Source organism: Novosphingobium sp. HII-3, assembly GCF_002916655.1.
Taxonomy (GTDB): domain Bacteria; phylum Pseudomonadota; class Alphaproteobacteria; order Sphingomonadales; family Sphingomonadaceae; genus Novosphingobium; species Novosphingobium panipatense.
This window is the reverse complement of the sequence record NZ_PPSM01000057.1, coordinates 1-17,171: the sequence shown is the minus strand read 5'-3', so window position 1 is coordinate 17,171 and position 17,171 is coordinate 1. Positions and strand designations below refer to the sequence as shown.

Annotated in this window: 16 protein-coding genes and 1 tRNA gene; 12 read left to right on the top strand and 5 right to left on the bottom strand. The window is 64.2% G+C overall.

Annotated features, from left to right (window positions below; translation table 11 throughout):
* Positions 1–442 precede the first annotated feature (442 nt).
* The 8 genes from C2R25_RS16585 (at position 443) to C2R25_RS16550 (ending at position 6,825) form a co-directional block, all read left to right on the top strand.
* Entirely contained in the window at positions 443–1,870 is a 1,428-nt protein-coding gene (locus C2R25_RS16585) for a site-specific integrase (protein ID WP_103730269.1), read from the top strand.
* Positions 1,867–2,466: a hypothetical protein gene (locus C2R25_RS16580; protein ID WP_146049688.1), complete on the top strand. Its 600-nt coding sequence runs from the start codon at positions 1,867–1,869 to the stop codon at positions 2,464–2,466. The genes C2R25_RS16585 and C2R25_RS16580 overlap by 4 nt, the downstream gene beginning before the upstream one ends.
* 83 nt (positions 2,467–2,549) lie before the next feature.
* A complete protein-coding gene (locus C2R25_RS16575; protein WP_103730267.1) occupies positions 2,550–2,723 on the top strand; it encodes an AlpA family transcriptional regulator in 174 nt (57 codons plus the stop codon).
* 75 nt (positions 2,724–2,798) lie between these two features.
* Positions 2,799–4,313: a DUF3987 domain-containing protein gene (locus C2R25_RS16570; RefSeq protein WP_103730266.1), complete on the top strand. Its 1,515-nt coding sequence runs from the start codon at positions 2,799–2,801 to the stop codon at positions 4,311–4,313.
* Between the two features lie 311 nt (positions 4,314–4,624).
* Positions 4,625–5,356: a hypothetical protein gene (locus tag C2R25_RS16565; protein ID WP_103730265.1), complete on the top strand. Its 732-nt coding sequence runs from the start codon at positions 4,625–4,627 to the stop codon at positions 5,354–5,356.
* A gap of 224 nt (positions 5,357–5,580) precedes the next feature.
* A complete protein-coding gene (locus C2R25_RS16560) occupies positions 5,581–6,006 on the top strand; it encodes a hypothetical protein (protein ID WP_103730264.1) in 426 nt (141 codons plus the stop codon).
* Positions 6,003–6,335: a hypothetical protein gene (locus C2R25_RS16555; protein ID WP_103730263.1), complete on the top strand. Its 333-nt coding sequence runs from the start codon at positions 6,003–6,005 to the stop codon at positions 6,333–6,335. The genes C2R25_RS16560 and C2R25_RS16555 overlap by 4 nt, the downstream gene beginning before the upstream one ends.
* 49 nt (positions 6,336–6,384) lie before the next feature.
* On the top strand, positions 6,385–6,825 hold the full coding sequence (locus tag C2R25_RS16550) for a hypothetical protein (RefSeq protein ID WP_103730262.1): 441 nt from the start codon (positions 6,385–6,387) through the stop codon (positions 6,823–6,825).
* A gap of 82 nt (positions 6,826–6,907) precedes the next feature.
* On the opposite strand, the gene C2R25_RS16545 is transcribed toward C2R25_RS16550, so the two are convergent.
* A tRNA-Asn gene (locus tag C2R25_RS16545) sits at positions 6,908–6,982 on the bottom strand.
* Between the two features lie 110 nt (positions 6,983–7,092).
* Positions 7,093–7,932: an NAD kinase gene (locus tag C2R25_RS16540; RefSeq protein ID WP_369825717.1), complete on the bottom strand. Its 840-nt coding sequence runs from the start codon at positions 7,930–7,932 to the stop codon at positions 7,093–7,095.
* 60 nt (positions 7,933–7,992) lie between these two features.
* Between C2R25_RS16540 and C2R25_RS16535 the strand changes: the two genes are divergently transcribed.
* Positions 7,993–9,345, top strand: a complete 1,353-nt coding sequence (locus tag C2R25_RS16535) for an EAL domain-containing protein (RefSeq protein WP_103730376.1) — start codon at positions 7,993–7,995, stop codon at positions 9,343–9,345.
* A gap of 62 nt (positions 9,346–9,407) precedes the next feature.
* Here C2R25_RS16535 and mfd read toward each other — a convergent pair whose 3' ends face one another.
* Complete coding sequence (gene mfd, locus C2R25_RS16530) at positions 9,408–12,884, bottom strand: transcription-repair coupling factor (protein WP_103730375.1); 3,477 nt, start codon at positions 12,882–12,884, stop codon at positions 9,408–9,410.
* Between the two features lie 178 nt (positions 12,885–13,062).
* Here mfd and C2R25_RS16525 point away from each other — a divergent pair, with 178 nt between their 5' ends.
* Positions 13,063–13,800, top strand: coding sequence for an SDR family NAD(P)-dependent oxidoreductase (locus C2R25_RS16525; RefSeq protein WP_103730260.1), 738 nt, complete (start codon positions 13,063–13,065; stop codon positions 13,798–13,800).
* A 24-nt stretch (positions 13,801–13,824) separates the two neighbouring features.
* On the opposite strand, the gene C2R25_RS16520 is transcribed toward C2R25_RS16525, so the two are convergent.
* Entirely contained in the window at positions 13,825–14,106 is a 282-nt protein-coding gene (locus tag C2R25_RS16520; protein WP_103730259.1) for a succinate dehydrogenase assembly factor 2, read from the bottom strand.
* A 46-nt stretch (positions 14,107–14,152) separates the two neighbouring features.
* Positions 14,153–14,575 (bottom strand): host attachment protein, encoded by a 423-nt coding sequence (locus C2R25_RS16515; RefSeq protein WP_103730258.1) that lies wholly within the window; start codon positions 14,573–14,575, stop codon positions 14,153–14,155.
* A gap of 73 nt (positions 14,576–14,648) precedes the next feature.
* On the opposite strand from C2R25_RS16515, the gene recG reads away from it, so the two are divergent.
* On the top strand, positions 14,649–16,733 hold the full coding sequence (gene recG, locus C2R25_RS16510) for an ATP-dependent DNA helicase RecG (protein WP_255400473.1): 2,085 nt from the start codon (positions 14,649–14,651) through the stop codon (positions 16,731–16,733).
* 117 nt (positions 16,734–16,850) lie between these two features.
* Positions 16,851–17,096 (top strand): FadR/GntR family transcriptional regulator, encoded by a 246-nt coding sequence (locus tag C2R25_RS16505; RefSeq protein WP_233204091.1) that lies wholly within the window; start codon positions 16,851–16,853, stop codon positions 17,094–17,096.
* Positions 17,097–17,171: the final 75 nt, after the last annotated feature.

Here is a 17,171-nt window from a genome sequence, read left to right as displayed (position 1 = left end):
AGGTGCGGATCAGAAGCGGCTTGCCGAAGAGGGATCGCGATGCCGCTGTGGGTGTAGGAATCGTCTGTCAGGAAGCTGGGGCAGCGATCCGCGAAGACGCATAATGTCTTCCCTGCCGCTTGGCCGGAGACAATCAGCACCCCGAAGGGATCGATTACGCTGGATTGTCTGGAAGAAGTTGGCTCCCCGAGTAGGAGCCAGATAGGGGGATCAGGGCCGATCAAATAGGCCCCCCCGCCCCCCCTGAATCGGCGGGGTCTTAACCCGGCGCGAAGTTACTCAACGGATAATTTGTCGAGTTAAAACAGCGGTATAGAGCCATTTTTTTGCTCATTCGGCCATAATCTGTCCAATCGCTCACCCCGATCAAATGAGCGCTTTGCCGATCAGGCCCTATCGCGTAAAAGTGTGACAGTAGGTGTGACACTAGAGCCGGTGAGCCATGATCGAGACCGATGCCGAACTGCGAAAATGGAAGCCGACGAACCCTGATTTGCCGCCGGGGTTGAATGCAGTCCGAGTGGACGGCGCTCGCGGTCTCTACGCTCGCATGTTCGACACTGGCGCAATCACGTGGGTGTTTCGGTTCAAGCTGCACGGTAAGGCTCGCCAGATGGCGCTAGGCCCATATCCAGCCGTATCGCTGGCGGCGGCTCGCCAGTCCGCTCGGGATGCGTACGCCAAGGTGAAGGCGGGCGTCGATCCGATCGAACAGGACCGGCAGGAGGCTGAGAAGGCACGGGCGGCGGTTGCGCGGCGTATCACATTCGCCAAGTATACCGCGCAATACATGGAGAACCGGGCGTCCACGTTTAAAACGCCCAAAGCGGCGAAGCTGTGGATGGCGACCCTTCGAGACTACGCTTTCCCTGTGATCGGCAAGGTCCGCGTGAACGACATAACCGAAGGTCATATTCAGCAGATAATGGAGCCCATCTACTCGACGAAGCGGGAAACCGCGCGCAAGGTGGTCCAGCGCGTCGGCGCGATTATCGGTGCCGCAATCGATGAGGGCCTTCGAGACCGCGACCGTCTCAACCCCGCGCGTCCCGATGCGCACGCGCATTGGCGATCACTCCGCAACGCGCAGATAATGGACGCCGCAGGCCGTAGAGGTCCGCAGCCTGCTGTTCCGGTGGAGCAGGTGGCTGAATGGTTCGCGGCGCTGCGCGACAAGGAAGGCATTGCGGCGCGGGCTGTAGAGTTTCTGGCGCTAACGTGCGTGCGATCAGGGGAGGTCCGCGCGATGACGTGGGGGCAGGTGGACCTTGCGGCTCGCACATGGTCGATTCCGGTCGAAAACTCGAAGATGTCGCGCGACCCGAATCGCAGGCCGCATGTGGTCCCGCTGTCGGATGCTGCAATCGACCTGTTGAACAGCCTGCCACGGCGCGCCGGTGTCTCGCTGGTATTTCCTGCACCGAGAGACGGCGCTTTGTCCGACATGGCGCTCAGTAAGGTCATGAGAGACATGCACGCCGCCGCACTGGCAGCCGGTGAGGCTGGCTGGATCGATCAGGCATCAAAGCGTCCTGCCGTGCCGCACGGTTTGCGATCTACCTTTCGAACGTGGGCTGCCGACCGGGGCGAAGTGCAGTTCGAGGTGGCAGAAGCCGTGCTGGCACATGCAGTCGGTGGCACTACGTCGCTGGCATATCAGCGGGGATCGTATCGCGATCAGCGCGTGGCTGTGATGCAGGCATGGGCCGATTTCATCACGGGCAAAACCGACGCACCGGTACAGGTGGACCCGCTGGCGGCAGCGCTGGACGTGCTGCGCGCGGCTGGATTGTCGGCATCGGACATTGCGGCTCGGCTGACACCGGCTGCCGCCGACAACGTGGTCCCGATCAGAAAGGGGGCGGCGTGAGTGGATCAGTGGACGCCGAATGGGCCGCCATGGTCCGCGAGGCCTATGCAGGTGGCAGCACAGCACGCGAAGCGCTGGCCCGTTACGTTATGTCGGGTGGACGGCTTGGCGACGGCGAACATGAGATGCTGTATCGTTATGGTTTCATACCGCAGGATACGGCGATCGCTGAACGCGAGCAGTCGATAACGATTACTGACGACATGCGGCCCGTGGTGGCACATATCATCGCGGAGTGGAGGCCTCCGGCGCGCAAACGAGCGCGTCCCGTTGGGTCGAGTGTTGTCCCGACATCGGTCTCAATGCTGGTCGGCTTGGACTATCTATCCGCCAAACCGCCGCACGGCACGGCCACGGATGCAAAGAAGGACATCGCTGATCGATACCACGTCTCTACCAAGACGGTCGAAGCGTGGATCGCAGCAGCAGGCAGGGTCATCGCGTCGGTTGTGGAGTATTATCGTTGGCAAAGTGCCGCGCGCGAAGCGCAGGGGTTGGCACCGCTTGACGAACAGGAATGGCCGACGAGTGACGAAGACCTTCGCGGCATGGCACTCGACGGATTGCGCACGATGCTTGGCGGGTCAAATTCCTAAATAAATACCTTCGGTTTGTTGAGGTACTAATCGCGATCAATCTGGTGAAATTGAGCGTCACCCCAAACATGGAGTGACAACCAATGCTTTTGAATGTCGATCAGGTGGCCAAGCGCCTCAATGTCGGACCCGCGACCGTCTGGCGCTGGTCTCGTGTGAACCCGACCTTCCCGATGAAAATTCGCTTGTCCGAGGGTTGCACCCGTTGGGACGCCGATGCGGTGGAGCGCTGGCTCGCGGCTCGGTCCGCAGCCTGATCCATCACCGACAAAAGAAACAACCCGCCGCGCCGATAGCAGGACGGCACGGCGGGTCGGATAGGACTTAGCAACATGAATAATACGCCCGCTGCGCCGATCGCGCAAGTTCCTGCCATGCCCATCGTTCCGCCTGTCCCGAAGGGCCATCCCGAAGATGAGCGGCCCGTCGACCCGTGGGGGAAATTCGAACCGCCAGCGCTGCCGATGGGTTTGCTGCCCCATTTCATCGAGCGATTTGCTTTCGCCCTTTCGGCACAAATGGGCGCTGATCCGGCTGCGCTCGCAATGTCGGCAATCACCACCTGTGCCGCCGCAATTCCTGATCATGTCCGGCTGCAGGTCAAGCAGCACGACGCACGATGGAAGGAGAGTGCGCGACTCTGGACTGTGTTGATCGGCGATCCGTCCAGTAAGAAGTCACCCACAATGACGGCAGCGAGCAAACCGCTGCTTGACATGGATCACGAATTGTTCGCGACGTGGACCCGGCAGAAGATGGAATGGGACGCGCTGGATCGCGACGAAAAGAAGGTTACGCCACCACCTGGGCAAGTCCGGCTTCGACTGAGCGACACCACAATCGAAGCCGCGCAGGAGGTATTTCGCAGCACTACCAGCGGTCTTCTAATTCACGCCGATGAATTGTCCGGCTGGTTCGGGTCGCTCGACAAATACAGCGGAGGCCGTGGGGCGTCGGCGGACCGAGCATTTTGGCTGCAGGCGTGGAACGGTGGGCAATACGCCGTAAATCGCGTTAGTAGAGGGTCTATCCTTTTGCCGAATTTGTCGGCTTCGATCCTCGGAGGAATTCAGCCCGACGCAATTCGTCGGATCATGGCCGACGCGGTCGACGACGGCCTGCTGCAACGATTCTTGCCCATCGTGTTGCGCGCGGCAACTGTCGGTGAAGACGCGCCAGTCCCGAGCGATGTCGGCATGTACGACCTTACTGTTAAGCGGCTACCTCACGTTCTTGCGATGAACCCGCTGCAGTTTTCGCCAGAGGCCCATGAGGTGCGAGCGGCAATGGAGTTCCGGCATCACGGACTGATGGGCGGCGAAGCGGTCAATCGCAAGTTTGCCTCTCACGTCGGCAAGTTGGACGGCATTTTTGCCCGGCTGTGCATCGTTTGGCACGTCGCCGAAAATGCATGGTCTCCTATTCCGCCAATGATACCGGCAGAGCTTGCCGAGCGAGTGGCAGCCTTCATGCGGAGATTCCTGCTGCCTCACGCCCTCAGCTTCTATGCCTCGCTCGGCCTTGCCGACGATCAAGACCGAGTGGAAGCGGTGGCAGGTTACATCCTCGCACATGGGCTGACCACGGTAGACCGCAGGACCGTCCAGCGCGGCGTTCGGGATTGTCGGGGCCTCAGCGGGCAGGAGACGCGCACGATTTTCGAGACGTTGGAGGCGATGGGCTGGTTGACGCCAGTTGATGACATTGACGGGCGGCGCACCGGTTCGCGCTGGGCAGTCAATCCGTGGTCTCACGTTCTGTTTGCCGAACGCGCCGAACAAGAGAGGGCTCGCCGCCTTCAGGCGCGCGCTTCGATTCTAGACCTGAGCGGGATATGCGAGCGATGAGGTTCGCGTCGACGTTGTCGCTTGCGCGCGCGTTACACCGAAACATCTGAAATCGTGCGCGTGTCGGACAATAGAAAAAAGGACAAATTTTGTTTTGTCCGACACGCACGCAAGCGACAACGTCGACAACTGGATCGTCTCATGTCGTCCCGCTTTATCCTGTCCGGCTCGCGCCAATCCCCATCAGTACAATTGTAGCAATTGGCACAATTGTACTTACACGGTGGAAGGTTATTTATTTTTTTGGAAAGATTGACGGCGATTCCAGCGGACATCAAATTAAAGGTTATTAATTGACCTAGGAGTAACTGATGCCGAACTTCACAAAAGCCACCACCGATCGCGGTCCGGTCTTCGGTGTGGATGGTGCGCACGTTTTCATTGATCAGTCGGATGACATCATGGCCCGCGCGATCCCGGTACTCGACAGCGCCACCGAAGCCGCGCAAGCCGCTGCTGCTACGTATCTCCCCGACGCTCTTGCGCCCGCTCTGGCCCGCGTGCTCGCTCCCGTCCTAGGCGCAGCGGGGGGCATGATCGACGCCGCGCGCCGGGATGCGCAGGAGCACGCCGAACGGGCGGTATTCATGACTACCCCTGTGTCCGCGACTGCTGAGAAGGCCGAGCGGTTCGGCACGGAGATCAGGGCGCTGTCGCGCGCCGCCAAGCCTGCCGACCGTGAGGTTAAGGTGCGCACCGCATCCGCCACCGAAGCGGCGGCGCTGCTGGCACTGCCCGAGGCGGCGGGTCTGACTAGCGATCAGGTGGAGACGCTGCGGGAGCGGGCGATGGTCGTCCACCACATCGAACGAGCGGGCCTCACGGCGGGGCGCGGCATTCGTCCGACCGCAGAGCGCTTGACCGGCGTGGGCGTCGATCAGGCCGCTGTGGAAGCCGATGCTCAGGCCGCTGTCGATCAATTCTACGCGAAGGGCGCGCTGATTGATGAGCGGGAGGGCCAGCTTCAGAACTTGGTCCGGTGGATCGGCGCAGGTCTTGGTGTTCCCGCAACCGCTGCGCTTGACATGGTCTTGGACGCCTGATGGCCCGCCCGATCACGTTGCCTACCCGCGTGGTCCTCCCGTCCGGTGCGGCGATGCTCCGGGCGGGGGACGCCTATGCGCGCGTCGGCATCAGTCGCGCTACGGCGCACGTCTGGCGTCGGCACGGCTTTCCGCCGTCCGACCGCCGCCACCTCATCGACACGGCGGCGCTAGCATCATGGCTAGCGGCCCGTGGTGTGTCGCTTCATTGGATTTAGAGAAACATGACGGAACATAACGGCATTCAAACGGCTCGTGGCCCGGACGGGCGTTTCGGCGCTGGTAACAGTTTCGGCGGACGCAAGGTCGGCGCGAAGGGCAAGTTCAACGCGTCTGCGCTGGACAACTTGTGCAATTTGGTTGGGCCATCGTTCGCGGTGTTGAAGGACAAGATCGCAGCGGGCGACCTGAAGGCGGCGCTGTTCGTCCTCACCCGGTTCCTTCCCGATACTAGGGTCATCGACATGCCGAGCAGCGAACCGAGCGCTTGGGCCGACGCCATGGCTGCGGGAGAGATCACCGTGGGTGAAGCGGGCAAGGCGGCACAGGCCCTCAAAGTCATCGCAGATACGCAGGAGGTTAAGGAACTGCGGCACCGCCTTGATGAACTCGAGACGCTCATCGGTGCAGCACGGGACGCGAAGCGGTGAGCCGGGTCTCGATCGGTCGGCGGCTTGAGCGCTTGTTCGAGCACTGGCGACCCGGCGATAGCCTTGCCGGTCGGGTCGCACGTCTGTCCGATGATGATCGGGTCCGGTATGAGGCGTTCTTGCGAAACAACGCTCGCGCGCTTGCCGGTGCCAGCGACGATCCGGGTGAGGCGTTTGGCGCGTGGCTGAGCGGTGCTGTCCAACTGGATGAACTGCCGGTGCGGATCATTGACGCCATCATGCCGGAGAACGTGACCGTCCGCGCAGCCATCGCTGCCGGTGATTTCTATGATGCGTGGCAACGGATGGCCCACCCGGACCGCGCGTAAATTCGGCCCGAGGAAGAAGACCCGATAATTTTTCACAGGAGAAAATGAGATGAAAGTCCCGGTCACCCTTGTCCGCGTCGTTAATAAGCGACTGCACATGGCGGTTGACGCCAACGGGAACGTGCTCGGCATGGAACAGCGCCAGAGCGCGATGCCGGGGAGCCGTCCCGTCCGGCTCGCGATCACACCGCATCGCCAGCGGCTCGAAGGCGACACGTTCCGCGTCGGCGCACCTGTCATAGCCGCGCTGATCACCCGATCTTACGCTGCGGGAAAGTGCCGCACTCAATGGTCATTCGCGCGCGAGATGGCCCGATGGTTCCCCGGCGATCCTCTGTGCAGGGATTTCACGCGGGCAACGGTGCGAGCAGTCCACGGTCTGCCCGCATTCGGAGACGGTGCGTACTACAAGCACCTCGCTGCTGACCAGATGGCCCGATGGTCGGATGTGATGGACGCCATGGAGGTGGCGCGCCATGCGGACCACTGAGCCAAGCGACCGCGAAAGTGTGACATCTAGTGTGACACTCGGACCGCTTTGTCAGCTAAGTCCTTGATTTATATGGAGTAGTTGGCTCCCCGAGTAGGATTCGAACCTACGGCCATTCGATTAACAGTCGAATGCTCTACCGCTGAGCTATCGGGGAGCAGCCTGTCAGTGTTTCCACCGCCGGGCAGGGGTGCGCCAATAACAGCTTCTCCGAGGTTGGCAAGCCCGAGCGCGAGGATTTTTGAAAATTTTCAAAAAAAATCTGGCTCAGACCTGAAATTGCTCGGCGAAGATGCGTTCCTCCAGCGTGAAGCCGGGGTCGAACAGGAGCGTGAGCTCCTTCTCCGCAGTGGCGTTGATTCGGACGGTGGCCACGTCGCGCACTTCCTTCTGGTCGGCCACCGCGGCCACCGGCCGTTTGCCCGGTTCGAGGATGCGCAGTTCCACCTCAGCGCTCTCCGGCAGAATGGCGCCTTTCCAGCGGCGCGGACGGAACGGGTTAAGCGGCGTCATCGCCACCATGCGCGAACCCAGCGGCAGGATCGGACCGTGGGCCGACAGGTTGTACGCGGTCGAGCCCACCGGCGTCGCCAGCAGTATGCCGTCTCCGGCGAGTTCCTCCAGCCGGACGCGGCCGTTGATGCGGATCTCCAGCTTGGCGGTCTGCCGCGTCTCGCGCAGCAGCGATACCTCGTTGATGGCGTGATAGCTGAATTCCTGCCCGTCCTGCGTCGTCGCGTTCATGCAGAGCGGGCGGACCGGCACCCGGTGCGCCTCCGCCACGCGCCGGGCGATCGCGTCGTCGTCCAGCGGGCCGTTCATGAGGAAGCCGACGGTGCCGAGATTCATGCCATAGACCGGCTTGATCGCGTCGCGGTCCAGCAGTTCGTGCAGCACGTGGAGCAGGAAACCGTCGCCGCCGAGGACCACCAGCACATCGGCTTCCTGAGGCGCAACCCAGTCATGGGAATCGTGAAGGACCCGGGCTCCGGCCTGCGCCTTGGCGCTGTCAGAGACGATAAGGGCGAGCTTTGGCAGGGCCAGCTCCGCGTCGTTGGTCATCGTGTCTCCCGAGAGGGGCAGGATGGTCCCATTCTGGGACCGCACCGGCGCTTTGGCTGTAGAATTTTGAAGGGTTTGGCAAGAGGTTTGGGCTATGAGCGCGCCATGGTCGCAAAAGTGAACGAGATGGTCCGCAACCGTGCCGCGCGGATCGAGGATCGGCTGTCCGCCATTCCCGGGCTGGAGGCCGTGCACGATCGCGTGGCCGTCTGGCGCGATGACTCCTCGTTCGGCCTGCCGGACATGCAGGTCCACGCGATGCTGCTGAGCCTGCGCCGGCTCGACGCCATCAACATGGCCTATGGCGCGGCGGCCGGGGACGGCGCGCTGGAGGAAGTGGCCACGCGTATCAGCCACTTCGCGGACGAGGAACTGGATGGCCCCTGGCTTGTGGCACGCGCCGGCGGCGGCAGCTTTCTGCTCGTTGCAAACGAGGCCTGCACGCGCGAGCGCTGGCAACTCGTGGCAGATCAGCTGGCGGATATGATTGCGCGGCCGATCGCGCTTCCCTCGGGCGTTTTGCGCTTGTCCCCGCGCGTGGCGCTGATCCGGGCGCATCCTGCCGAGACGGTGGAATCCATGCTGGACCGACTGGGCCATGCCCTGGAGGACGCGCACGAGCAGCCAGGCACCCGTCTGGCCTGGGCAGACCGCGGCGTCACGCCGCCGGGCCGATCCGCCCAGCAGTTCGAAGTGGACCTGCTCGGGGCGATCGATCGGGACGAGATCGAAGTGCTGTTCCAGCCGCAGTTCAATCTCGGGGACGACAGGCTGACGGGCGCCGAAGCGCTGGCCCGATGGAACCATCCGCAGCTTGGCCGCATCGGCGCGGGCGCGCTCTTCGCCATCGCCGAGAGGGCAGACTATATCGGGCCGCTGTCACGCCACATCGCGCACAAGGCGATGTGGGCGGCGCGGGAATGGCCGGGCCAGTTGCGCCTTTCCATCAACGTCACGCCTGCCGATCTGGCTTTCGCCAGTTACACCCGCCAGATGCTGGAGTTGATCCGGGAAAGCGGGTTCCCGCTGCGGCGGCTGACACTGGAAATCACCGAACAGGCGTTGATCGGCGATGTGACCGTCGCGGCGCAGACGATGGCGGACTTTTCGGCGCAGGGCATCCGCATCGCGCTGGATGACTTCGGCGCCGGATTCTGCAACTTCCGCTATCTCAAGGTTCTGCCGATCCACTACCTGAAGCTGGACCGCGCCATGATCGACGGCATCACGACCGATCGCCGTGACGTGGCCGTGCTGCGCGCCATCGTCGCCATGGCCCGGGCGCTCGACCTCGAAGTCATAGCCGAGGGCATCGAGGAGGAGGGGCAGCGCGAAGTGGCGGCACGGGAGGGCTGCGCCTACTATCAGGGATTCCTGCGCGCGCAGCCGATGAGCGCGGCGAAGTTCGCAGCGCTGGCCGCCGCGCAGGAGCCGGGTCTGGAGAGCGCTGTCGCTTAGCACCTGCCGGTGCCGCCGAGCCGCGCAGGGGGCAGCGCGAACGGCGCTGCGCCTATCCGGCTTCAGCCTTTGCGTGCGACTGCGCTCAGCCCCTTGGTCAGCTGCAGGAGGCCGTTGAGGCGGCTCTTCGGATCGCCCCAGGCGCGTTGCAGCACCAGCTTGTTGTCCGGCCGCAGCTTCACCGCGCCGTTCAGCCTCTCGGCATAGGCGATAAGGCCTGCCGGGTTGGGGAAGCTGTCGTTGTGGAAGCTGACCAGGGTGCCGCGCGGCCCGACGTCGATCTTGGCGATGTGCGCCTCGATCGCCTGCCGCTTGATCTGGATGAGCTGGACAAGGTTCGCAGTCGGCTGGGGCACGGGGCCGAAGCGATCGATCATCTCGGCGGACAGCGACTCGATCTCCTGACGCGAATCCGCATCGTTGAGGCGGCGGTAGAGCGCCATGCGGACGGCGAGGTCCGGCACGTAATCTTCCGGGATCATGATCGGCGCTTCAACAGTGATCTGCGGAGACAGGCCCGAAGTGTCCTTCTCCAGCCCGACGCCGCCCGCGCGCGCGGCAAGGATGGCGTCCTCCAGCATCGACTGGTAGAGTTCGAAGCCGACTTCGCGAATGTGACCGGACTGCTCGTCGCCCAAGAGGTTGCCCGCTCCCCGAATGTCGAGATCGTGGCTGGCGAGCTGGAAGCCTGCACCGAGTGAATCGAGGTCACCCAGCACCTTGAGGCGCTTTTCAGCGACTTCGGACAGGGCCCGGTCTGCAGGCGTCGTCAGATAGGCATAGGCGCGCAGCTTTGAACGGCCGACGCGTCCGCGCAACTGATAAAGCTGGGCAAGGCCGAAGCGGTCGGCGCGGTGGATGATGATCGTGTTGGCGCGCGGAATGTCGATGCCCGATTCGACGATCGTGGTCGAGAGCAGGACCTCGTATTTGCCCTCGTAGAAGGCGCTCATGCGTTCTTCCACTTCGCCCGCCGCCATCTGGCCGTGAGCGGAGATGTACTTTACCTCGGGCACGTTCTTGTGCAGCCAGTCCTCGATCTCGGCCATGTCGGAGATGCGGGGGACGACGATGAAGCTCTGCCCGCCGCGATGGTGTTCGCGCAGCAAGGCTTCGCGCATCACCATCTCGTCCCATTCCATGACGTACGTGCGCACCGCCAGGCGGTCGACCGGCGGGGTCTGGATGGTGGAGAGTTCGCGCAGGCCCGACATCGCCATCTGCAGCGTGCGCGGAATCGGCGTGGCCGTCAGCGTCAGCACGTGCACGTCGGCACGCAGCTGCTTCAGCTTCTCCTTGTGATTCACGCCGAAGCGCTGCTCCTCATCGACGATGACGAGGCCGAGGCGCTTGAAGCTGACGGTCTTGGAAAGGATTGCGTGGGTGCCGCAAACCACGTCGACGGTTCCGTCCGCCAACCCGTCGCGGGTGGCCTTCGCTTCCTTTTCAGGCACGAGGCGGGAAAGACGGCCGACGTTGAGCGGGAAGCCGTTGAAGCGCTCCGCGAAGCTCGAATAATGCTGACGCGCCAGCAGCGTGGTGGGGGCGACGACGGCGACCTGCTGGCCCGCCATGGCCGCGACGAAGGCGGCGCGCAGCGCCACCTCGGTCTTCCCGAAACCAACGTCGCCGCACACGAGGCGGTCCATCGGCCTGCCGCTGGAGAGGTCTTCCAGCGTGTCCGCGATGGCGGCTTCCTGATCCTCGGTCTCCTGCCAGGGGAAGCGGTCGACGAACTGGTTGAAGCTGGATTCGTCGGCGGCGAGGACGGGGGCCTGACGCAACGCGCGTTCGGCGGCCGTCTTCATCAGTTCGCCCGCGATCTCCCGGATGCGCTCCTTCAGGCGGGCACGGCGCTTCTGCCAGGCCTCGCCGCCCAGCTTGTCCAGCGCGACGCCTTCCGCTTCGCTGCCGTAGCGCGAGAGGACGTCGAGGTTCTCGACCGGGATGTAGAGCTTGTCGCCGCCCGCATAGGTCAGCATCACGCAATCGTGCGGGCTCTTGCCGACGGGGATCGACTGCAAGCCTTCATACCGACCGATGCCGTGATCCATGTGGACGACGAGATCGCCCGGCGTCAGCGCCGCCAGTTCGGCGAGGAAGGCGTCGGAGTCCTTCTTCTTTTTCTTCCGGCGGACAAGGCGGTCACCCAGGATGTCCTGCTCGGTGATGACTTCGACCGACTCGTTGGAGAAGCCGGTCTCCAGCGGCAGCACCAGCGCGGCGGAGCGGCCCTGCACGGCAAGCCCCAGTGCCTCCTGCCAGGTCTCCGCGACGCGCGGCTCCGGACCCTGTGCCTCGCCGAGGATCGAGACGAGGCGGGCGCGACTGCCGGGGGAGTAGGCGGCGAGGATCGCCTTGCGGCCAGACTTGGCAATGGAATGAAGGTGCTTCGCGGCGGCTTCGTAGGCGTTGTCGCCTCGTGCGCGCTCAGGCGCGAAGTCCCGTGCATTGCCGAAGCCGAAGTCGATGACCTTCGCGCTTTCCGGCTGGGCGAACGGATCGGCCCGGTGGACGGGATGTGCCGCGATCAGTCCTTCGAACTCGTCCCTGGCGAGATAGAGCGAATCGGTCGGCAGCGGGCGATAGGAGCCGGCCTTCTGTCCCGATGTCTCGAGGCGCGCCTTGTGGTAATCGGCGATGTCAGTGAGGCGTTCATCCGCAGCGCCGAGCGCGGCGTTGTCGATCACGATGAGGTCGTCCGGCCCCAGATGGTCGAACAGAGTTACCAGCCGGTCCTCGAACAGCGGCAGCCAATGCTCCATGCCGGCAAGGCGGCGCCCATCGCTGACCGCCTGGTAGAGCGGGTCCGCCGTGGCGTTGGCGCCGAACATCTCACGATACCGGGTGCGGAAGCGCTTGACGGTGTCGTCGTCCAGCAGAGCTTCGCTGGCGGGCAGCAGCAGGTGGTCCGGAATAGTGCCGGTGGAGCGCTGAGTGCCGGTATCGAACAGGCGCAGCGTCTCCAGTTCGTCCCCGAAGAAGTCGAGGCGCAGACCGCCGTCCAGGCCGCTCGGCACGATGTCGAAGATGGAGCCGCGCACGGCGAACTCGCCTGCGTCGATGGCGGTGTCGATGCGCTGGTAGCCCTGCCGACGCAGCAGCGCGATCAGGCTTTCGTGGCCCACTTCCATGCCGGGTTTGAGCAGGCGCACCGATTCGCGGATGCGGAACGGCGTCAGCACGCGCTGGAGCAGCGCGTTGGTCGTGGTGACCAGCAGTTGTGGACCCTGCCGCTTCAGTTGCAGCGCATGAAGCGCGGCAAGGCGGCGAGCGCTGACCGACAAGGCGGGGCTGGCGCGGTCGTAGGGCAGGCAGTCCCACGCGGGGAACTCGATCACGTCCAGCTCGGGCGCGAAGAACTGCGCGGCGCTGGCGACGGCGCTCATTGCCGCGTCATTGTCAGCGACAAAGACGGTGCGGCCTTTCGCTGCGATGGCGCGGGCAAGGTCGGCCATGACCAGCGGCTGGGCGCCGCGAGTGACCGAGGCGAGGGTCAGCGGCGCCGGGGCCGTGATGATGCGATTGAAATCAGTCATGACGGAGATGGCAGGCGGGATATGCGGGACTGTGCGGAAATACAATCATCTTGCGCAGTAACACCGCGCCCGGCTGCTTGATCCGCAGCTCGCATCGTCTTTGACGTGACAACGCGAAAGATGGCGCCATGGTGCGCCATGAGGCTCGCAACGGGCCGGATCAGGATCGGAGCGGATGATGGCCACTTTGGAAGGCAAGCGCGTGCTGGTGACGGGGGCGTCAAGCGGATTGGGCCGGCACTTCGCGACCGTTCTTGCCCGGGAGGGAGCGGACGTGGTGCTCGCCGCCCGCCGGGTCGAGGCGCTTAAGGCGCTTGCGGCCGAAATCGGCGGACGCGCGACGTGCTTGCCGCTCGACGTGACGGACGTCGCCAGCATCAAGGCGGTGGCAGAGGAAGCCGGCCCTATCGACGTTTTGGTCAACAACGCCGGCGTGGCAGGCGCGCGAGCGGTGCTGGATACCACTCCGCAGGAGTACGACCATATCATGGACACAAACCTGCGTGGCGCTTTCCTGATGGCGACGTCCATCGGCCGGGGCATGCGGGAGCGCGGGACCGGCGGGGCGATCGTGAACATCGCGTCCATCCTCGGGCTGAGGCAAGGCGGGCAGTTGGCGGTCTATGCGATGAGCAAGGCAGCCGTGGTCCAGATGACGAAGCAGATGGCCCTGGAGTGCGCGCGCTACGGGATCCGGGTGAATGCCCTGGCCCCCGGCTACTTCGCCACGGACATGAACCGGGACTTCCTTTCCAGCAAGCTTGGCGAGGCCATGACCCAGCGCATTCCGCAACGCCGCTTCGGCACCTTCGAGGATCTGGATGGGCCGCTTTTGCTGCTCTGCTCGGACGCGTCCCGTTACATGACCGGCGTGGTCATTCCCGTGGACGGCGGGCACACCGTCAGTTCGCTTTAGGCGCGCCTGTGCGTGCAGATCCGATCAGCGAGGGATCTCGACGTAGTCCAGCTTCATCATCCGCTCGATCATCGGGCCGCGGTATTCGTCCGGAACAGGTATCGTACCCAGCGCCCAGCCCATGATGTCGACGTCCTCCTCCTCGATGATGCGCTCGAAGAGGTCGATCTCCTCACCCGACCATTCATGGTGGAACCGGTCGAAGAAGCAGCCGATCATGTAGTCGGCCTCGCGCGTGCCGCGATGCCACGCGCGGAACTTGAGGCGGGCGAGGCGGCTGGCGTTGTCGGGCGGGAGGTCGGTCATGGCCGCGCGTTACAGCGCAGCGCGGCCATGGACAAGATTTTTGGGCTCAGGAGTGCAGCACCTTGATGATCTCCTGCGGAGGACGGCCGGCGAGGTTCTTGGATACCTCGGCCATGAGCACGTTCTCCAGCTCCTTGTGGTAGTGCCGCCGCATCTGCCCCAGCGACTTCGGATCGGCGACGACCACCAGCTTGTCGATCTGGCGATCCAGAACCTGCCCGTTCAGCCACTGGGCCACCGCCGTGACGTGCGCGGCTTCCTCCATCTTGTCGAGCCGGTCCTTGGGCGCGCCGGACTGGAAGCGAGAGATCTTGTCATGATTGTTGGCGGCCGCGCTGTAGTTCGTGGCTTCGAGGGCCGGCGCATTCAGGGCTGTGAGCTGCGGTTCGCTTTCCATGCCGGTGTTCCGGTAAAGCTCGAACTTCTCTCCATCGACGATCGCGAATACGGTTCCGTGCGGCAAGAGCATGGTTGTCTCCTCTTTGAACTCGCCAGATCAACGGAAGGGCAGGGAACGGAGTTCCAGCGGCTCTGGCGAAACGGTGCGCACTCAGGCTAAGAGGCCCGCCATGCGGCCCGAAGCGCTCAATTCCCTTTTCGTCGAAACCGAAGCTCTCGATGGCGTCGGCCCGAAGCTGCGTCGGCCACTGGAGAAGCTGGGGCTCACGCGGATCCGGGATCTGGCCTACCACCTGCCTGACCGGTTCGTGGAACGCCGGGTCATCACAAATCTCGACGAAGGGAGCATCGGGGAGAACGTGGTGGTCGCCCTCACCGTGCGGGAGCACCGGGCTCCGCCAGGGCGCGGGCCTTTCCGGGTGGTCGCCGAAGACGTTGCAGGCAATATCTGTACGCTCACCTACTTCGGCCGCGCTTCGTATTCGGCGAAGAAGCAGTTGCCGGTGGGGGAAACCCGCTGGGTGGCAGGGCGTCTGGACCAGTACGGCCAGATGCTCCAGATCGTTCATCCCGAGCATGTTTCGGAGAACGCGTCCGCGCCGCTCGGGCACTTGTGCGAAGCGGTCTATCCACTGTCCGAGGGGCTCACCCAAGGGCGCCTTGGCTCGCTGGTGTCGCAGGCCCTCCAGGGGCTTCCCGACCTGCCGGAGTGGATCGAGCCCGGTCTTGCGGCCAAGACCGGCTGGCCCGTCTGGCGCGAAGCGCTGGCCGCAGCCCATCGCAGCGCCCACGCGGAGGCGCGGGACCGTCTCGCCTATGACGAACTGCTTGCCAACGCCCTTGCGCTCATGCTGGTGCGGGAGAGCAATCGATCGCAACGGGGGACGCCGCTGCAGGGCGACGGCGCGCTGCGCGCCAAGCTGCAGCTTCCTTTCGCCCTGACCGGCGCACAGGCCCGCTCCATCCGGGAGATCGAGGGTGATCTGGCGCAGGGCGCCCCGATGCTGCGCCTGCTTCAGGGGGACGTGGGGTCGGGCAAGACCGTCGTTGCGCTGTCCGCGATGCTGATCGCGGTCGAGGCGGGCGCACAGGCCGCGCTTCTGGCGCCGACCGAAATCCTGGCGCGGCAGCACTACGAAACATTGTCGCGGATGCTGCGGGGCACCGGCGTCGAGATCGCCCTGCTGACCGGGCGTGACAAGGGCAAGGCGCGCGAAGCGATCCTGATGGGCCTGCTGGACGGTTCCATCCAGATCGTGGTGGGCACGCACGCGATTTTTCAGGACAGTGTCACGTACCGCAACCTCGCCCTTGTCGTGATCGACGAGCAGCATCGCTTCGGCGTTGGCCAGCGCCTGATGCTGGCGCGCAAGGGACGCCGGGTGCCGCATACCCTGGCGATGACGGCCACGCCCATCCCCCGTACGCTGACGCTCGCGCAGTACGGCGAGATGGAAGTCTCCAAGCTGGACGAATTGCCTCCGGGACGGCAGGCGATCGATACGCGGGTCGTCGCTGTCGAGCGGCTGGACGACGTGGCGCAGGCGCTCGCCAGACACATTGCCTCGGGCCAGCAGGCCTACTGGGTCTGCCCGATGGTAACCGAGAATGAGAACGAAGACCTTGCGGCCGCGGAAGCGCGTTACGCGGCGCTCAAGGAACGTTTTGGCGATGCTGTGGCTCTTGTCCATGGCCAGCTCCGGCCGGAGGTCAAGGACGCGGCGATGGAGCGGTTCGCGCGAGGCGAGGCCAGCCTGCTGGTCGCCACCACCGTCATCGAGGTGGGCGTCGATGTTCCCAATGCGACTCTGATGGTCATCGAACAGGCAGAGCGGTTCGGGCTCGCGCAACTGCACCAGCTGCGCGGGCGGGTGGGGCGTGGATCGGGAAAGTCCACCTGCCTCCTGCTACGCGGCGACAAGCTGTCGGAGACCGCGCGCCAGCGCCTTGCCCTCATGCGCGAGACGCAGGACGGCTTTCGGCTGGCTGAAGAGGATCTCCAGCTACGCGGCGGGGGTGAACTGCTGGGAACGCGCCAGTCGGGCGACACGCCCTTCCGCATCGCCAATCTGGAGCAGATTACCCGCCTGCTGCCGATGGCGCACGACGACGCCCGCCTGCTGATCGAGAGGGACGGCGGCCTGTCCGGGGAACGCGGCGAAGCGGCGCGGCTGCTGCTGTACCTGTTCGAGCGGGACTGGGGTGTCCAGTTGCTTCGCTCCGGATAAGCCCGAGGCGGAAAGGCCGATTGACTGCCCCGGCAGGCTGCTTGTTCCGCTGGACGTGGAACTGGTAAGACCGAACGACTGAAGCCGAAAGATCGGTCAGACGGGGAAGGGCCCAGAATGAAACAGGATAGCCCAGGGGAAGGGGCGCAATCCGCCAGGGAGCCGGCATCGCCTCGGCTCTACCGCAAGATTGCCGCGCGCCTGATGGATGGCGTGCGCGAGGGGCTCTACCCGGTAGGCGGACGTATGCCGGCCGAACGGGAGCTGGCCGTGCTTATGGGAGTGAGCCGGCCGGTCATCCGCGAAGCGCTGTGTGGAGCGGCGTGCAAAATTGACCCCCTTAGCGGGGTGATCGGCGTCTAAAATTGACCCCCTTCATCTCATCATGAGAAGCGCCGCCGTTTGGGTTCCGGACGGCGGGTACAGGGATGTTGGTTG

Excerpts from the sequence above, each read along its gene's own strand:
- C2R25_RS16550 (WP_103730262.1), top strand. The coding sequence starts at position 6,385 with ATGAAAGTCCCGGTCACCCTTGTCCGCGTCGTTAATAAGCGACTGCAC.
- C2R25_RS16565 (WP_103730265.1), top strand. The coding sequence starts at position 4,625 with ATGCCGAACTTCACAAAAGCCACCACCGATCGCGGTCCGGTCTTCGGT.
- C2R25_RS16505 (WP_233204091.1), top strand. The coding sequence starts at position 16,851 with ATGAAACAGGATAGCCCAGGGGAAGGGGCGCAATCCGCCAGGGAGCCG.
- C2R25_RS16525 (WP_103730260.1), top strand. The coding sequence starts at position 13,063 with ATGGCCACTTTGGAAGGCAAGCGCGTGCTGGTGACGGGGGCGTCAAGC.
- C2R25_RS16520 (WP_103730259.1), bottom strand. The coding sequence starts at position 14,106 with ATGACCGACCTCCCGCCCGACAACGCCAGCCGCCTCGCCCGCCTCAAG.
- C2R25_RS16570 (WP_103730266.1), top strand. The coding sequence starts at position 2,799 with ATGAATAATACGCCCGCTGCGCCGATCGCGCAAGTTCCTGCCATGCCC.
- C2R25_RS16535 (WP_103730376.1), top strand. The coding sequence starts at position 7,993 with ATGGTCGCAAAAGTGAACGAGATGGTCCGCAACCGTGCCGCGCGGATC.
- mfd (WP_103730375.1), bottom strand. The coding sequence starts at position 12,884 with ATGACTGATTTCAATCGCATCATCACGGCCCCGGCGCCGCTGACCCTC.
- C2R25_RS16585 (WP_103730269.1), top strand. The coding sequence starts at position 443 with ATGATCGAGACCGATGCCGAACTGCGAAAATGGAAGCCGACGAACCCT.
- C2R25_RS16575 (WP_103730267.1), top strand. The coding sequence starts at position 2,550 with ATGCTTTTGAATGTCGATCAGGTGGCCAAGCGCCTCAATGTCGGACCC.
- C2R25_RS16560 (WP_103730264.1), top strand. The coding sequence starts at position 5,581 with ATGACGGAACATAACGGCATTCAAACGGCTCGTGGCCCGGACGGGCGT.
- C2R25_RS16515 (WP_103730258.1), bottom strand. The coding sequence starts at position 14,575 with ATGCTCTTGCCGCACGGAACCGTATTCGCGATCGTCGATGGAGAGAAG.